The 14,821-nt window shown below is 69.0% G+C and carries 26 protein-coding genes; 22 read left to right on the plus strand and 4 right to left on the minus strand.

Annotated features, from left to right (window positions below):
• Positions 1-35 precede the first annotated feature (35 nt).
• From gatC to QE454_RS12540, 7 genes are all read left to right on the plus strand, one after another.
• Entirely contained in the window at positions 36-335 is a 300-nt protein-coding gene (gatC, locus tag QE454_RS12510; protein WP_210074739.1) for an Asp-tRNA(Asn)/Glu-tRNA(Gln) amidotransferase subunit GatC, read from the plus strand.
• Positions 332-1,852 (plus strand): Asp-tRNA(Asn)/Glu-tRNA(Gln) amidotransferase subunit GatA, encoded by a 1,521-nt coding sequence (gatA, locus tag QE454_RS12515; RefSeq protein WP_307455061.1) that lies wholly within the window; start codon positions 332-334, stop codon positions 1,850-1,852. The genes gatC and gatA overlap by 4 nt, the downstream gene beginning before the upstream one ends.
• Positions 1,852-3,369 carry an Asp-tRNA(Asn)/Glu-tRNA(Gln) amidotransferase subunit GatB gene (gene gatB, locus QE454_RS12520; protein ID WP_307455059.1) on the plus strand — a complete coding sequence of 506 codons (1,518 nt, stop codon included), beginning with the start codon at positions 1,852-1,854 and terminating at the stop codon, positions 3,367-3,369. The genes gatA and gatB overlap by 1 nt, the downstream gene beginning before the upstream one ends.
• 120 nt (positions 3,370-3,489) lie before the next feature.
• Positions 3,490-4,746, plus strand: coding sequence for a DNA polymerase IV (gene dinB / locus QE454_RS12525; RefSeq protein ID WP_307455057.1), 1,257 nt, complete (start codon positions 3,490-3,492; stop codon positions 4,744-4,746).
• 101 nt (positions 4,747-4,847) lie between these two features.
• Positions 4,848-5,168 (plus strand): hypothetical protein, encoded by a 321-nt coding sequence (locus tag QE454_RS12530; protein ID WP_246078284.1) that lies wholly within the window; start codon positions 4,848-4,850, stop codon positions 5,166-5,168.
• Entirely contained in the window at positions 5,143-5,736 is a 594-nt protein-coding gene (locus tag QE454_RS12535; RefSeq protein ID WP_309668679.1) for a hypothetical protein, read from the plus strand. Before QE454_RS12530 ends, QE454_RS12535 begins: the two co-directional genes overlap by 26 nt.
• A gap of 25 nt (positions 5,737-5,761) precedes the next feature.
• Positions 5,762-6,217, plus strand: a complete 456-nt coding sequence (locus tag QE454_RS12540; RefSeq protein ID WP_309668680.1) for a hypothetical protein — start codon at positions 5,762-5,764, stop codon at positions 6,215-6,217.
• Between the two features lie 12 nt (positions 6,218-6,229).
• Here QE454_RS12540 and QE454_RS12545 read toward each other — a convergent pair whose 3' ends face one another.
• The 4 genes from QE454_RS12545 to QE454_RS12560 all read right to left on the minus strand — a co-directional run bounded on the left by QE454_RS12545 (position 6,230) and on the right by QE454_RS12560 (position 8,128).
• Positions 6,230-6,712 carry a DUF2017 family protein gene (locus tag QE454_RS12545; RefSeq protein WP_307455051.1) on the minus strand — a complete coding sequence of 161 codons (483 nt, stop codon included), beginning with the start codon at positions 6,710-6,712 and terminating at the stop codon, positions 6,230-6,232.
• On the minus strand, positions 6,709-7,008 hold the full coding sequence (gene clpS, locus QE454_RS12550) for an ATP-dependent Clp protease adapter ClpS (protein WP_307455049.1): 300 nt from the start codon (positions 7,006-7,008) through the stop codon (positions 6,709-6,711). Before clpS ends, QE454_RS12545 begins: the two co-directional genes overlap by 4 nt.
• Positions 7,008-7,349: a metallopeptidase family protein gene (locus QE454_RS12555; RefSeq protein ID WP_267789405.1), complete on the minus strand. Its 342-nt coding sequence runs from the start codon at positions 7,347-7,349 to the stop codon at positions 7,008-7,010. The genes clpS and QE454_RS12555 overlap by 1 nt, the downstream gene beginning before the upstream one ends.
• A 512-nt stretch (positions 7,350-7,861) precedes the next feature.
• Positions 7,862-8,128: a helix-turn-helix domain-containing protein gene (locus tag QE454_RS12560; RefSeq protein WP_307455046.1), complete on the minus strand. Its 267-nt coding sequence runs from the start codon at positions 8,126-8,128 to the stop codon at positions 7,862-7,864.
• A 101-nt stretch (positions 8,129-8,229) separates the two neighbouring features.
• On the opposite strand from QE454_RS12560, the gene QE454_RS12565 reads away from it, so the two are divergent.
• From QE454_RS12565 to QE454_RS12635, 15 genes are all read left to right on the plus strand, one after another.
• Positions 8,230-8,493, plus strand: coding sequence for a helix-turn-helix domain-containing protein (locus QE454_RS12565; protein WP_307455044.1), 264 nt, complete (start codon positions 8,230-8,232; stop codon positions 8,491-8,493).
• Positions 8,490-8,726: a helix-turn-helix domain-containing protein gene (locus tag QE454_RS12570; protein WP_307455042.1), complete on the plus strand. Its 237-nt coding sequence runs from the start codon at positions 8,490-8,492 to the stop codon at positions 8,724-8,726. The genes QE454_RS12565 and QE454_RS12570 overlap by 4 nt, the downstream gene beginning before the upstream one ends.
• Positions 8,723-8,887, plus strand: coding sequence for a hypothetical protein (locus tag QE454_RS12575; RefSeq protein WP_307455039.1), 165 nt, complete (start codon positions 8,723-8,725; stop codon positions 8,885-8,887). Before QE454_RS12570 ends, QE454_RS12575 begins: the two co-directional genes overlap by 4 nt.
• A gap of 536 nt (positions 8,888-9,423) precedes the next feature.
• Complete coding sequence (locus QE454_RS12580) at positions 9,424-9,600, plus strand: hypothetical protein (RefSeq protein ID WP_307455038.1); 177 nt, start codon at positions 9,424-9,426, stop codon at positions 9,598-9,600.
• Positions 9,597-10,121 carry a hypothetical protein gene (locus tag QE454_RS12585; RefSeq protein ID WP_309668682.1) on the plus strand — a complete coding sequence of 175 codons (525 nt, stop codon included), beginning with the start codon at positions 9,597-9,599 and terminating at the stop codon, positions 10,119-10,121. Before QE454_RS12580 ends, QE454_RS12585 begins: the two co-directional genes overlap by 4 nt.
• Positions 10,118-10,567, plus strand: a complete 450-nt coding sequence (locus QE454_RS12590; protein WP_307461049.1) for a hypothetical protein — start codon at positions 10,118-10,120, stop codon at positions 10,565-10,567. Before QE454_RS12585 ends, QE454_RS12590 begins: the two co-directional genes overlap by 4 nt.
• Entirely contained in the window at positions 10,564-10,959 is a 396-nt protein-coding gene (locus tag QE454_RS12595) for a hypothetical protein (RefSeq protein WP_307461046.1), read from the plus strand. The genes QE454_RS12590 and QE454_RS12595 overlap by 4 nt, the downstream gene beginning before the upstream one ends.
• 14 nt (positions 10,960-10,973) lie before the next feature.
• Complete coding sequence (locus tag QE454_RS12600) at positions 10,974-11,132, plus strand: hypothetical protein (RefSeq protein ID WP_307461043.1); 159 nt, start codon at positions 10,974-10,976, stop codon at positions 11,130-11,132.
• Positions 11,129-12,064 carry a PD-(D/E)XK nuclease-like domain-containing protein gene (locus QE454_RS12605; protein WP_307461040.1) on the plus strand — a complete coding sequence of 312 codons (936 nt, stop codon included), beginning with the start codon at positions 11,129-11,131 and terminating at the stop codon, positions 12,062-12,064. Before QE454_RS12600 ends, QE454_RS12605 begins: the two co-directional genes overlap by 4 nt.
• On the plus strand, positions 12,061-12,531 hold the full coding sequence (locus QE454_RS12610) for a hypothetical protein (RefSeq protein WP_309668683.1): 471 nt from the start codon (positions 12,061-12,063) through the stop codon (positions 12,529-12,531). The genes QE454_RS12605 and QE454_RS12610 overlap by 4 nt, the downstream gene beginning before the upstream one ends.
• Positions 12,528-12,986: an HNH endonuclease gene (locus QE454_RS12615; RefSeq protein ID WP_307461035.1), complete on the plus strand. Its 459-nt coding sequence runs from the start codon at positions 12,528-12,530 to the stop codon at positions 12,984-12,986. Before QE454_RS12610 ends, QE454_RS12615 begins: the two co-directional genes overlap by 4 nt.
• A complete protein-coding gene (locus tag QE454_RS12620; RefSeq protein ID WP_309668684.1) occupies positions 12,941-13,240 on the plus strand; it encodes a hypothetical protein in 300 nt (99 codons plus the stop codon). The genes QE454_RS12615 and QE454_RS12620 overlap by 46 nt, the downstream gene beginning before the upstream one ends.
• A complete protein-coding gene (locus QE454_RS12625) occupies positions 13,237-13,809 on the plus strand; it encodes a hypothetical protein (RefSeq protein WP_307461032.1) in 573 nt (190 codons plus the stop codon). The genes QE454_RS12620 and QE454_RS12625 overlap by 4 nt, the downstream gene beginning before the upstream one ends.
• Positions 13,806-14,141 (plus strand): hypothetical protein, encoded by a 336-nt coding sequence (locus QE454_RS12630; protein ID WP_307461029.1) that lies wholly within the window; start codon positions 13,806-13,808, stop codon positions 14,139-14,141. Before QE454_RS12625 ends, QE454_RS12630 begins: the two co-directional genes overlap by 4 nt.
• Complete coding sequence (locus tag QE454_RS12635; protein WP_307461027.1) at positions 14,138-14,722, plus strand: hypothetical protein; 585 nt, start codon at positions 14,138-14,140, stop codon at positions 14,720-14,722. Before QE454_RS12630 ends, QE454_RS12635 begins: the two co-directional genes overlap by 4 nt.
• Positions 14,723-14,821 lie beyond the last annotated feature (99 nt).

The raw sequence follows: 14,821 nt of genomic DNA on the forward strand, positions 1-14,821 counted from the left end.
CGGGGGCGGCACCGCGCGCGAACTAGACTTGCCGGGTGTCTGAAATCACTCCTGATCTCGTGCGCCATCTCGGTGTGCTCGCCCGGATCCAGTTGAGCGACGAGGAGGTCCAGAGCCTCACCGGCCAGCTGGATGCCATCGTCGACAACATCGCGAAGGTGTCCGAGGTGGCGACCCCCGAGGTCGTCGCGACGAGCCACCCGATCCCGCTCGAGAACGTCTTCCGCCCCGACGTCGTGCAGCAGCAGCTCACGCGCGATCAGGTGCTGCAGAACGCCCCCGACCAGGCCGATGGCCGATTCCGCGTGACCGCGATCCTGGGAGAAGAGCAGTGACCGACCTCACCCGTCTGACAGCGGCCGATCTGGCCGCCAAGATCTCGTCGTCCGAGGTGTCAAGCGTTGAAGCGACGCAGGCTCACCTCGATCGCATCGCCGCCGTCGACGGCGACGTCCACGCCTTCCTGCACGTCAGCGACCACGCTCTCGAGGTCGCGGCCGACATCGACCGCCGTCGCGCGGCCGGCGAGCAGCTCCACGAGCTCGCGGGCGTTCCGCTGGCGATCAAAGACGTTCTCGTCACGACGGACATGCCCTCCACCAGCGGCTCGAAGATCCTCGAGGGCTACATGTCGCCCTACGACGCCACCGTCGTGGCGCGCTCTCGTGCCGCCGGTCTCGTGCCGCTCGGCAAGACCAACATGGACGAGTTCGCCATGGGCTCGTCGACGGAGTTCTCCGCCTACGGCGCCACGCACAACCCGTGGGATCTCGACCGCATCCCCGGTGGCTCGGGAGGAGGCTCCGCCGCCGCCGTCGCCGCGTTCGAGGCGCCCCTCGCCCTCGGCTCCGACACCGGTGGCTCGATCCGCCAGCCCGCGCACGTCACGGGCACGGTCGGCGTGAAGCCCACCTACGGCGGCGTCAGCCGCTACGGAGCGATCGCCCTGGCATCCAGCCTCGACCAGGTCGGCCCGGTCACGCGTACCGTGCTCGACGCGGGGCTCCTGCACGACGTCATCGGCGGGTACGACGCGAACGACTCCACCTCGCTCTCGGACGAGTGGCCGTCGTTCGCCGCTGCCGCTCGCGAGGGTGCAACCGGTCAGGTGCTCAAGGGCCTCAAGGTCGGCGTCGTCCGCGAGCTCGACGACCGCGGCTTCCAGAAGGGCGTGTCCGACTCGTTCCGCGCGTCGCTGGCGGCCATGGAGGCGCAGGGCGCGGAGATCATCGACATCAGCGCCCCGCACTTCGAGTACGGCGTCGCCGCGTATTACCTCATCCTCCCCGCCGAAGCCTCGAGCAACCTCGCGAAGTTCGACTCGGTGCGCTTCGGGATGCGGGTGAACCCGCAGGGGGCAGCCACCGTCGAGAACGTCATGGCGCTCACGCGAGACGCGGGCTTCGGCCCCGAGGTCAAGCGTCGCATCATCCTGGGCACCTACGCCCTGTCCGCGGGCTATTACGACGCCTACTACGGCAGCGCGCAGAAGGTCCGCACGCTCATCCAGCAGGACTTCGACGCCGCTTTCGCGCAGGTCGATGTGATCGCGACGCCGTCGGCACCGACCACGGCCTTCCGACTGGGCGAGAAGATCGACGACCCGCTGCAGATGTACCTGAACGACGTGACGACGATCCCGGCGAACCTCGCGGGAGTCCCCGGCATCTCGGTGCCGAGCGGTCTCGCCGTCGAAGACGGCCTGCCCGTCGGCATCCAGTTCCTCGCCCCCGCTCGCGAGGACGCGCGTCTGTACCGCGTCGGAGCGGCGCTCGAGGCCCTGCTCGTCGACCAGTGGGGCGGACCGCTGCTCGACAAAGCCCCTTCCCTCACGAACGGAGCGTCGCTCTGATGGCGAAAGACGCACTCATGGACTTCGACGAGGCGCTCGAGATGTTCGAGCCCGTCCTCGGCTTCGAGGTGCACGTCGAGCTGAACACGGCCACCAAGATGTTCTCGGCCGCACCCAACCCCGCGAACGAGGCCAACCACGGTGCCGAGCCGAACACGCTCGTCGCGCCGGTCGACATGGGTCTTCCCGGAGCCCTTCCCGTGGTGAACGCCGAGGCGATCCGCTCGTCGATCAGCCTGGGCCTGGCGCTGGGGTGCTCGATCGCTGCGTCGAGCCGGTTCGCGCGGAAGAACTACTTCTATCCCGATCTCGGTAAGAACTATCAGATCTCCCAGTACGACGAGCCGATCGCCTTCGAGGGCTCGGTCGAGGTCGAACTCGAAGACGGCACGATCGTGACCGTGCCCATCGAGCGTGCGCACATGGAAGAAGACGCGGGCAAGCTGACCCACATGGGCGGCGCGACCGGTCGCATCCAGGGCGCCGAGTACTCGCTGGTCGACTACAACCGCGCGGGCGTCCCCCTCGTCGAGATCGTCACCAAGCCGATCTTCGGCGCCGAGCACGCCGCTCCCGCTCTGGCGAAGGCGTACGTCGCGACCATCCGCGACATCGTGCGCGGTCTGGGCATCTCCGAGGCCAAGCTCGAGCGCGGGAACCTCCGCTGCGACGCCAACGTCTCGTTGCGCCCCCGCGGCCAGGAGAAGCTGGGCACGCGCACCGAGACGAAGAACGTCAACTCGATGCGTTCGGTGGAGCGTGCGGTGCGCTACGAGATCCAGCGTCAGGCGGCGATCCTCGCCAAGGGCGGCACCATCACGCAAGAGACGCGTCACTGGCACGAGGACACGGGTCGCACCTCGCCGGGTCGTCCGAAGTCGGATGCCGACGACTACCGTTACTTCCCCGAGCCCGACCTGCTGCCGGTCGTGCCCGCTCCCGAGCTGATCGAGGAGCTGCGCGCCGCACTGCCGGAGCCGCCGGCGGCACGTCGTCGTCGGCTCAAGGCCGAGTGGGGCTTCACCGACCTCGAGTTCCAGGACGTCGCCAACGGCGGACTGCTCGACGCGGTGGCCGACACGATCGCCGCGGGTGCTGCGCCGGCTTCTGCCCGCAAGTGGTGGACGGGGGAGATCACCCGCGTCGCCAATGCGCAGGAGCGCGACGCCGCCGATCTCGTGTCGCCCGAGAACGTCGCCGCCCTGCAGAAGCTGATCGACGCCGGGACCCTCACCGACAAGCTGGCGCGCCAGGTGCTCGAGGGTGTCATCGCCGGCGAGGGCACCCCGCAGGAGGTCGTCGACGCCCGCGGTCTCGCCGTCGTCTCGGATGACGGAGCGCTCATCGCGGCGATCGACGAGGCCCTGGCGGCTCAGCCCGACGTGCTCGCGAAGATCCGTGACGGCAAGGTTCAGGCCGCCGGCGCCGTCATCGGCGCGGTCATGAAGGCGATGAAGGGCCAGGCCGACGCCGCGCGCGTGCGCGAGCTCGTCCTGGAGCGCGCCGCCGCGCAGTAGGACTCCGGATGCCACGACCTCGGCCGTCTCGTACGGCTCGGGGTCGTGGCATCCGTCGTTCGCGGTGTTCCCTCTGCGGGGCCGGATCCGATGTCGGAGGTCCGGGAGAGAATGGATGCCATGGGACGAGGTGATGGGACGGGACGCATCGTCTCGCGCCCCGACGCCGACGACACGGGTGCGGGTATTCTGCACGTCGACATGGACGCGTTCTTCGCTTCCGTCGCGGTTCTCGACGATCCGTCGCTCGCGGGGAAGCCGCTGATCATCGGCGGCTCCGAGGGGCGCGGTGTCGTCTCGAGCGCCTCGTACGAAGCGCGCCGATACGGCGTCAAGTCGGCGATGCCGGTGGCCATCGCGCTGCGACTGTGCCCGACGGCGATCGTCGTGAATCCGCCGTATCACCGGTACACAGAGATGTCGCGACAGGTCATGGGGATCTTCCACGACGTCACGCCGCTGGTCGAGCCGCTCTCGATCGACGAGGCCTTTCTCGACGTCCGCGGCGCGAGACGACTCTGGGGGAGTCCCGGCACGATCGCCCGCGACCTTCGCGCGCGGGTGAAGGCCGAGACGGGGCTCACCTGCAGTATCGGTGTCGCCGCGACCAAACACGTCGCCAAGATGGCCTCGACGATCTCGAAGCCCGACGGACTGTTGGTCGTCGCGGCCGCCGACACCGAGGCGTTCCTTCGCCCTCGGTCGGTGCGGGCGCTGTGGGGCGTCGGGCCGAAGGCCGCCGAAGCACTCGAATCGCGCGGCATCCGTCTTGTCTCCGACGTCGTCGACACCCCGCGGCACGCGCTCGACCAGGTCCTCGGTGCGGCGATGGGGGAGCGGATCTGGCACCTCTCGCGCGGGATCGACGCTCGCGAGGTGCACACGGGCCGCACCGAGAAGAGCATCGGGCACGAAGAGACGTTCCACACCGACATCTCCGACACGCGCCTGTTGCACGTCGAGCTGCGACGGCTGGCCGATCGGGTCGGGGCGCGTCTTCGCGGGCAGCAGTATGAGGCGTCGACGATCTCGATCAAGGTGCGCTTCTCGGACTTCACGACCCTCAGCCGTTCGCGCACGCTGAAGGAGCCGACATCGGTCGGCCAGCGCATCGGCGACGCGGCGATCGAGCTCTTCGACGGGCTCGAGCGCCGGCAGGCCGTGCGCCTCGTCGGAGTCCGTGGAGAGAAGCTGAAGCCCGCGGTGATGGCTGCGACCCTGTGGGATGACGACGCCGAGTGGCGCCGCGTCGAAGGCGCCCTCGACGGTGCCACGGCGCGCTTCGGGCGAGGGGCGGTGACACGGGGATCGCTTCTGGGGCCGTCGCGCGGAGGGGGAGCGCTGCCGACGAATCCCCGCCCGTCGTACGATCACTGACCCGCCACCTGTCGTGGAGCGCTCCGTCGGCTTCTGGTGCACGGCCGGACGCCGTATGCAACACCCTGGGCCGGTCGCCGGCGGGCCGCTACGGTGGGCTCATGCCCAACATCGCATTGGAACTCGGCAAGCAGGCCACGAGCTTCGGCGTCACCTCCGCCTATGGCGAGCAGCAGGACGTCGACGGTGTGCGCATCGTCCCCGTCGCCCTCGTCTGGGCCGGGTACGGCGGCGGCTCCGACGAGCAGGGGAACGGCGGCGGTGGCGGGGGCGGTTACACCCTTCCGCTCGGCGCCTACATCCGTCGTGGAGACGATCTGCGGTTCGACCCGAACCTCGTCTCGCTCTTGGCCGTCGGCATCCCGTTCGTGTGGGTAGCAGGCCGTGCCCTCAGCCGTGTCATCCGCGCTCTCAAGAAGTAACGCAGACCCGGTCGACGACGCCCTCACCGCGGCCGTGGCCGCGGTGTCGGCGCGCGTCGTCGCGGTAGGCGCCGCGAACCCGGTCGTCGTCCTCGACGGCCGCAGCGGCGCAGGGAAGAGCTCCCTCGCCCGGCGCCTCGTCGCGACGTGGCCCGGGCGCGGTCGCGTGCAGCTCGTCGCGCTCGACGATGTCTACCCGGGGTGGGACGGTCTGGCCGACGGCGTCGACTACGCCCTGCGGACGATTCTCTCGCCGCACGCGCGCGGTCTCGTCGGCGTCTGGGAGAGATGGGATTGGGAGACCGGCTCGCGCGCAGAGGCGTACGCCGTCGATCCCTCGCTGCCGCTGCTCGTGGAAGGGTCTGGACTCCTGACGCCCGAGGTCGCCCGGGTCGCGGACGTGTCGGTCTGGGTGGACTCGCCGCTGTCGTCGCGGAAGCCGCGTGCCCTCGGCCGCGACGGCGATACCTATCGCCCCCACTGGGACCGGTGGGCCGCGCAAGAGGAGCACCACCTCGCGGCCCACGATCCGGCGCACCTCGCCGATCTCGTCGTATCGGTCCCGTGACGATCGGGAACACGTCATGGCGCAGTTGAGCAGAACGAAGCGCGTGTGGCTCACGTCGATGGGCGTCGTCGTCGTGGTGGCGTCGATCTCGTCTCGTGCGGTCGTAGAACCGCCTGCCCCGCTCGAGCGCGAGGGCGACCGGGCCGCGTCGGCCTACGCGGACGGGGAGGTTCTCGAGCAGCTGCGCCGGCTGGCCGCCATCCCCGGTGGATCCTCTCGCGACATCGCCGCCTTCCTCGCCCATCCCGCATCGCCCGGGGAGACGCTCTTCCCCTTCGACCTGCTCCTGCTGTCGCAGAAGGACGACGAATTCGTGACGGCCGCTTATCGATTCGAACGGGATGCCAGCCTCATCTGGCGGACGGGCGACTACTGGGGGCGTGTCTGCCGGCAATACGTGGTCCAGCCACCTCGTGTCACGAGTGAGACCGTCGAGTGTCCGCCGAATACACCGGAATGGCCGGCCGGTCGGGGCGACTGACGAGAACGGGCGTCAGGACCCGTCGAGTGCGGCCACGAGACCGTCGAGGCGGTAGCCGATCCAGTCGTACACGCCGAACCGGGGATCATCCGAGTCGTGGTCGTCGTCGTTCTGGATGCCGAGACGAGTCGCCATGACCAGCCGCAGCGCCGAGAGGGTCCGCATCCAGGCGAGCGCCTCCGTCTCGCCGAGGGCCACGGCGATCGCCGCGTCCGGGTCGCTCTCGGGGTCGAGGTCGGCACCGTCCAGACCGAGCGTGTGCAGCACCGTCGCGACGTCCTGGGATCGGCGCTCGAGGAGGTCCTCGCCCGTGAGGCGGCGGAACTCACGGCTCGCGGTGGCGTCGTCGGGGTAGGCGTCGGGAAGCAGACGCTCGATGGCGGGGTCGGCTTCGGAGCGGGAGTCCGCCAGCAGGTCGCGGAACTGTCCGACGATGCCGGCCAGGTGCAGGGCTTCGAGTCCGCTGATCTCCAGCACGACGATTCGCTCGTTCACGCGGGGTCCTTCCTGAGCGTGGCCCACAGGCCGAAGTCGTGCATCGCCTGCACGTGCGCTTCCATCACCTCGCGGGGGCCGCGAGCCACGACCGCGTGACCGTCGTGGTGAACCGCGAGCATGAGTCTGTTCGCGGTGGGGGCGTCGAACCCGAAGTACGTGCGGAAGATGTGCGTGACGTAGCTCATGAGGTTGACGGGGTCGTTCCACACGACCGTCTGCCACGACGCCGGCGGTGCGGCAGAGAGGTTCGTGTCGAGATCGACGTCGAGATCGGGAGTGGCCAGGCCCGCCATCACGCCCACCCCAGCTCGTGCAGACGCTCGTCGTCGATGCCGTAGAAGTGTGCGATCTCGTGGACCAGAGTGGTGTGGATCTCGTCGCGCAGCTGGGTCTCGTCGTCGCACGCGGCGAGGTGAGGCTCGCGGTAGACGATGATGCGGTCGGGGAGTTCGCCGACCCCGTACCTCTCGCGCTCGGTGAGCGCCCAGCCGTCGTACAGGCCGAGCAGATCGAGCGACCCGTCCTCCGGGCGGTCTTCGACGACGAAGATCACGTTGTCCAGACCGTCGACCATGTCGTCGGGCAGCTGGTCCAGCTCATCGATCACGAGCTTCTCGAACGACGCTGCGTCCATCTCGAGCGTCGGGCGCGCGTCGACATCATCGTTCACGGCGGGCCTCCCGGGGGTCTCGAGCCGTCTGGGGGATGCCGGCGTCTCACCGTGGCATCCTTCGTCGATTCTACGGCGCGGGGGAGTGCGGGGTTCGGGTGACGAAGGCCCGGCGAGCGATGCTCTGCCGGGCCTTCGGGAATGGGGTGGCTAACGGGACTTGAATGTGTTTGCCGACGCCCGCTCGGGAGGTCGTTCTGCCGCGGAATCACGCGGATATAGACAGATTCAGGTCGGTAGTCGTCTGGGCTCGTATCGGGTGGTTTTGGGTGCTGAATGTGGGCTTGCCCACAGTCGATGCACACACGTTAGCTCCAATGTCTGGGTTCCGTCCTACGATGATCGAGGCGGGCGGGGGGCTAGAAAGTTTCGAAGCATCGTGCGCCGAGTACCCGAAACCTTCGAACATACGTACGGAACAGAACATGCATCATCTTGTGTCGGAAATCGCCGCGTTCGCCTTCACTCTGGGGGCATCACCCACCGGGGTTCTCGAGAGCCTTCTCGGCGCGCTCGAAGATCACCAGGGGGGACACGGCCATTGCCCGGCAGATCAGGGCGAAAGCCGAGGTAGGGATACCGCGCTTACCGTTCAGGTAGTGCAGCACCGCTGACTTAGACAGACCGGTCGTCTCCGCGATGGAGGCGACCGTTTTCTGTTTCCGGGCCCTTTCGGCCCTCAGTTCCGACGCGACGGCCTGGCTGAACGCCTCTCCGTACTTTTCGGCTTCTTCGTTGCTCACGTCCCACAAGTTAGCGCATCTTGACTATCGCTGGTAGTCAATTCGGGACGATGTTCGCCAAATGGCTACCTCAGTCCCAAATCCTGTCGTACGGTAGTCATATGGCACCGCCCAACACCTCCGCAGCTCTGATCGAAGCGGCGATCCAGAAGTCCCGGCGTTCCCACCGGTCCGTCGCCCTCGATTCTGGCATTGCGCTCTCCACCTTCAACCGCAAGATCAACGGCCACGCTGACTTCTACCTCGGCGAAATCGCACAGATCGCCCGGACGCTCGACGTCCGTCCGAAGACGCTGCTTCCGCCCGAGTTCCTGGACGGAGGGGCTTCGCCGGAGCGCCGCATCCTGACCGGGATCGCCGCGTGATTCCGCCGGTCGACGAGTCCGAACAGGCCGCGACGGTCGCGGAGATCGCGCTACTACTCAAGACCTCGACCGACAAGGTCTACAGCATGGCGAACGCGGGGGAGATCCCGGCCTTCCGCGTCGGCCGCTCCTGGCGCTTCTTCCCGTCCAAGGTCAAGGCGCACCTCGAAGCCCCCAAGGACCGCTGGGCGCAGTCTGCCCGATCGCGCGGTCGGAGGCGGACACCCGCATGATCCGTTCCTTCGTCCTTTTCTTCGGCATCGCCCTGGTCATCACCGGTGCCCTCTCCTGCGTAATCCGTCTCACAACCGACGGTTGGGCCGCGCTGGCTCTCCTCGGTCTTCTGCTCGCGATCCTCGCGAACCGGTGGGACAACCCTTCCGCGCTCACCTGACCTACGGCGCACGGCCCTAGTCACTCTCACCGGCGATCAGGGCGCTACTCGGCATGCCCGAGAACCGATGCCATCCCCTCGAAGATCCCCGGCCACCGACCGGCGTAGAGGGCACCGGCAGCAGAAACTCCACAGCGATAAGCGTCACGACGCTGCACATGCGCCCCGAACGGGGGAGCGCGCAGCCCGTGGTGTGAAGACCGCACACCAGCGGCGGGCCGTCTCGAGAGGGCGGCCGGCAGTGATCGAAGGAATCACCAGATACTTCCGCGCTGACGGACTGGCTACACGAACCCCTCGGGGTCGGGCCGGTGAAAGCGCGGGGCGCGCGTGGCGGCTCCACGACCTCACGGTTTCCGGGATCGACACCCGGGCGCGCACCAGGGCATCCGCCCCGCACCGGCCCGGCGCACCCCCATGCGCCGGGTTCCCCCCGCCCGATCGCTTCCCCCGCATCGGGCATCTCCTGGCCCGGCCGCGTTCCCCCGCGCGGCCGGGCCTCTCACCTTTCCCGCAGCAGTCGAAGGAGATCCGCGATGACCACGACCGACTTCCCCACGACCCCTGTGTCAGCGACGAGCGTCGCGGACACCACGTCGCAGCCGATCCCGCTCCCGCGGCCGACCGTCTCATACCGCCTAGTCGCACTCGCGGCCGTTCCCGGCGTCGTGACCGTCGCGCTCCTTGCCTACGCCGTGGCGCTGCTCTCGTGAGCGTTCGGAAAGACCCCGCGAAGGCCGTCGACAAGGCGTTCCGCGAGCACGGCGCCACTCGCGACACCCACCGTCACGGCGTCAACTACACCTTCCCCGACGGCGCTACGAAGTTGGTCCCGGCGAACCTCCGGTGGGGGCACGCGCACGAACTCATGGCCGAGGCGACCCGCCGATACGGCCAGACGCCGCGCGACGTCGCTGGCACGCAGGTCCGAGGGCGCGACGTACCGCAGCTCGACCTCCGCCGACTCGACGCGACGCCGCACGCGCAGGAGCGGATGCGCCTCATGCGCGGGCAGGCGGGCATCCGCGTCGAGGAAGTGATGACGGCGCTCGTCTGCCCCATGCGGGTGATGTGGTCCGACGCGAACGGCTCGTGGGTGTGGGTCGGCGAACGCGTCGGTGTCGCCGTCCGCGTCCGCGACGACGGGCACGCCGAGATCCGCACCCTGCTCTGGTCGACCGCCGAGCTATGGGAACTCCATCCCAGACCCGAGCACCAGGAGGCTCACCGATGACCGAACTCGAAGCCGCCCGCGAGGTGGCCCTGCAGAAACTCGAGAGCGCGCTCCACTCGATGCCGCCTCGATCCCATGCTCACACGGAGATCGACGTGCAGGTGCCGATCGGCGCGCTCCGCACGCTAATCGCCGCGACCCTCTTACCCACCGTTTCCGTGCGGGACAGGCGGTGCGCGCGCTGTGGTGGGCGACTCAAGCCCTGGGGTGCCGACTGGATGCACACAGATCACGCCGACTGGAAGACCCGCCCTCATCATCCGGTGGCCGATCCGCCCGCCGATGACGCACGCGAAGCCGTACGGAACCTGATCGAGCCCGCCGTGTGGGCGTGGTTCAACGAGCACGATTCGCCGTGGTCGCCGAGCGATCAGACGATGCTCACGCTCTCCGCGCCGCTCGCTGACACGATCGTCTCCGCCGTCGAGCGAGGAGCCCGATCGTGACCACCACCGCGCCACCTCTGATGCTGTGGGAGGACTCACCACGCGCTCGCGCCGACGACCCGCTCACCTCGCACGCCGCGGCCGACACGAACGACACCGCCGGATCGCGTAGGGCCGTGCTGCTCATCCTGGCCGCCTACGGCCGCGCCCTCGCCGACCACGAGATCGAGGCCGTGCACACGGACGCTGGCGGCAGGTACACCGGGCAGCGCCTCCGCACCGCCCGCGCCGAGCTCGTCGACCTCGGCCGCGTCCGGCAGCACGCCGAAGCCCTCACCCCGAAGGGCGCGGCGTGCTGGACGTGGCGCCTGACCACCCCCGATGACCCGCCACCCACCGAGAAACGACCCCGCGCACGCCGCGCTCACGCCACAACGAAGGGAACCCCTTGACCCACCGGAAGAACATGACCGATCGCGTTCTGATCGCCGCCGCCTGGCTGCTCGTCGCCGTCATCATCGCGATCGTGCTCGCCGTGCGCGTGTGGATCGCGGGCGGCGATATCGGATGCGCGTTCAGCGCCGACCCCGCGCTCTGCGCCGCAGTGAAGGGGCCCAGCCGATGACGACCCTGACGATCGCGCGCGCCGATCTCAAGGGCGTCGTCGCGGATCTCGACGAGCGCGAGTACCACGCTCACCACGCCCTCTCGTCGACCGGAGCGCGCGAGCTGCTCCGCGCGCCGCTTCGGTTCCTGCACAATCAGCAGGCGGAGCGCGCCCCCAAGAAGGCGTTCGACGTCGGCACGTTCGCCCACTCGAAGGTGCTCGGCACCGGCGCGCAGGCAATCGTCTACCCCGACGGCACCGGCGGCGACGTGTTCACGGTCTGGGACGACGAGGCCCAGGAGTACGTCGAGCACGACAACGTGCTCGCGAAGAACGGCGCGGTGAGCACGGCGCTCGCGAAGGCGTTCGATGCCGACGCCCGCGCGCGTGGGCTCGTGCCCTTGAAGCGCGCCGAATACGACGCCGTGAACGCTATGGCCGAGTCCGTACTGTCTCACGCTGGCGCGCGCTGGCTGCTCGAGCACCAGGGGATGCCGGAGGCGAGCGTGTTCGCGACCGACCCCGCGACGGGGGTCGAGGAGCGTGCCCGCTTCGACTGGCTCGTGCTGGACGGCGACTTCCGGTTCGGCGTCGACCTCAAGACGGTCCACGGCGACGCCACCCCGCACGCGTTCCAGCGCAGCGTGACCGATCGCGGCTACCACGTGCAGGAGGCGTGGTACGAGGACGCCGCCGAAGCCGCCGGCGAACCGATCAACGACTTCGCGTTCATCGTCGTCGAGAAGGAGCCGCCGTACCTGACGGCCGTGTTCTCGCTCGACGACAAGTTCCGCGAGATCGGACGGGAGCGCGCGAAGCGAGCCCGCGAGGTCTACGCCAAGGCGACGGAAACCGGCTACTGGCCGGGCCACCCGGCCGCGATCCAACTCGTGCAGGCACCCATGTACGAGATCTACCGCCACATCGACGAAAGCGAGGCAGCCGCGTGAGCGACGCCACCCCCACCCCCGAGCCCATCGCGTTCCCCGATCGGTCCGCGCCGACCAAAGCCAAGCGCGCCGACGAAACGCCTCTCGACGACTACGAGACGGTCGCTACTCGCGTCTCCCGGTTCTGGCGATCGCACAGCAAGGGCCGCATTCTCACCGAGATCCATGAGACCACGCACCGTACCGCGGCCAACTCGGGGCTCATGCGGTGGGTCGTCAAGGCGAGCGTGTGGAAGGACAAGACCGCTACCGACGTCGTCAATGTGCACCTGCCCGACGCCACCGGGTTCGCCACTGAGACGGATGGCAGCGGCGACGCGATCACCGCGGCATCCGCGCTTGAGACGGCGGAGACATCGGCGGTGGGCCGCGCGCTCGCCAACCTCGGGAAGAACGGGCACTCGCCCCGCCCGACGCGAGAGGGCGTCGAGCGCACTCGGGCGAAGGTCGCTGACGCCGCCGCGTGACCGACGGGAAGTTCACTCCCGCCACGGTGGCCCTCATCCTCGACCGGGATGGGGGCCGCTGTTGGTGGTGCCGCCGTCACGTGCTGCACGGCGTCCGCGGGTTCGACTGGTCGATCCACCACCGGTGCCCGCGAGGCATGGGCGGCACGACCGAAGCGTTCGTCGGCGCGGCATCCAACGGCATCATCCTCTGCGGGAACGGCACACAGGGATGCCACGGCGAGTTCGAGTCCGACCGGGGCCGCGCGATCGACCTCGGCGTGCTCGTCCCTCGGATCGCGGCGTTCCGTGTCGAGACGAACCGCCCACCTCACATACCGATCCACGACCGCGACGGCCTGGCCTGGCTGCTCACGGACGACGGAGCCAAGGTGCCGGCCGAGCCCGGCCCCGGAAAGGAGAACGCCCCATGCCCTTCATCAGTGTCGACGTCATGGGGTCGGCGACCGACCTGACGTTCCGCACACCCGACGGCGGCGCGGTCATCATCCACGCGGCCGACCTCATCACCGTCAGCGAGGAGCGGGACGAAGTGATCTCGTTCGGCGGGTTCACCTTCCGCGACGCCAACAAGATCACCGCGACCCTGCGGCTGCACCCCCGCCCCAACGGGCAGGTGCTCGAGCTGCTCGAGCCCGCACGGCCCGAGCCCACCCCGATCTACGACCGCCTCGCGGGCGGTCCCCATCATCACGGAGCGAACGCATGACCATCGTCCACGACCCCGGCAGCATCCGCCAGATCCACTACTTCCGCCCGAAGGTCGACGGCCGCCACCCGGTCACGTACTGGGGGAGCATCGAGGATCAGATCGCGGAGGCCACGGCCGCGAACGCCCGCGCGACGTCGCGCCACGACCACCGCTCAATCCAGCTCTACCGGCTCGCCGAGGACTGCGACCACGAGAACCCCGAGCAGGTCGACCGCTTCAACGGGGTCGACGGACTGCTCGACGAGTGGATGCAGCGGAACACGCCGGGCCTCACCTGGCGCGACGGCGACCTCTACGAGAAGAACCGACGCCGCGCCGAAGTCAGCGTCCCGCTCTACCTCGAGTGGCAGGCCGCCGACACCGCGTACTTCGCCGACCACGGGTTCGTCTGCCTTCTCACGCCCCTCGGCACCGCGTGCGTCGGATGCCAGGGCGAGCAAGAGGAGCACTACGAAGACACCGGGTGCGCTCTCGCCGATGCGATCCGCGAGGAGCACGACGAGTTCTGGTGGCGCGTCTCTCCCGAGGGCCGCGAGGAGCGCGCACGACAGGACGCCGAAGCATGAGCGACGAGTTCGAGGGCATCTTGCAGTACGCCGACGACGCGCCGGTGGAGCGACCGCCCATGTCGGTTCCCCCGAGGGTCGTCGCGTCGTCGGTGTTCATCCGTGAGGTGCGCGTTGCGCTCGCGATTGACGACGACGACCAGGCGCGCGTCGTCGCGGACTGGATCGTCGACAAGATGGAGCGTTTCGGCGCCCGGTCGGCCGAGCCCGTCTTTGACATGAAGGGCCACGGCCCGAAGTGCTCGTGGTGCGGGATGATCTGGCCGCTGTGCGGACACCACCATCAGTCCGCAGTCGACTTCGGCGACGACGACGAGAGCAGCGACTCGTGACCATCACCCTCGAGCGGCAGTACACGATCGCCGAGCGCAACGGTGCGACCGTGCTCACCTCCGCGCCGATGTTCGGGCGCACCAAGCGAATGAGCCGCTGGCACGTACCGCGCACCGGCACCGCGCACGCCAACGGCCGCATCACCTATGGGGTGTGGTGCTCGGCCACGTATCTCGCCGTCGGCGAGGCGCTACTCACCGACGAACCGGACGACGAGATCCCGGTGTGTGGCACGTGCGTCGGCCGGGCTCAGGGTGCCGGCCATGTTCTCCCCGTCGTCGAGGTCACCCACGCGGCCGGCGTCGTGTTCCAGCCCCGGCACGTGCGCCGACCGCGCACCTGCCCCGGCGCGAAGCGCACCACCTGGCATCCGGTCAACGTCCGCGTCGGCCGCTGCATCGCCTGCCTCGACTACATGCCCATCCGAGGGAAGGGCGGTGCCTACAACGGCTACGCCGGGCTCGTCGCCCACCCGCCCGGCCCCGATCTGCTCGAACCGTGCCCCCTGCACGCATGGGACCGCATCGACCTCGAGGGTCGCTGCTCGTGCGGACACCCATCTGTTCCCCTCACCCCCTGAACGGAAGCACATGCCGATCCTGAACTACACCACGACGATCGCCGTCGAAAAGACGATGGGCGAACTCATCGCCCATCTGACCCGCCCCGGGGTGACGCG

The organism is Microbacterium sp. SORGH_AS_0454 (assembly GCF_031453395.1).
Taxonomy (GTDB): domain Bacteria; phylum Actinomycetota; class Actinomycetes; order Actinomycetales; family Microbacteriaceae; genus Microbacterium.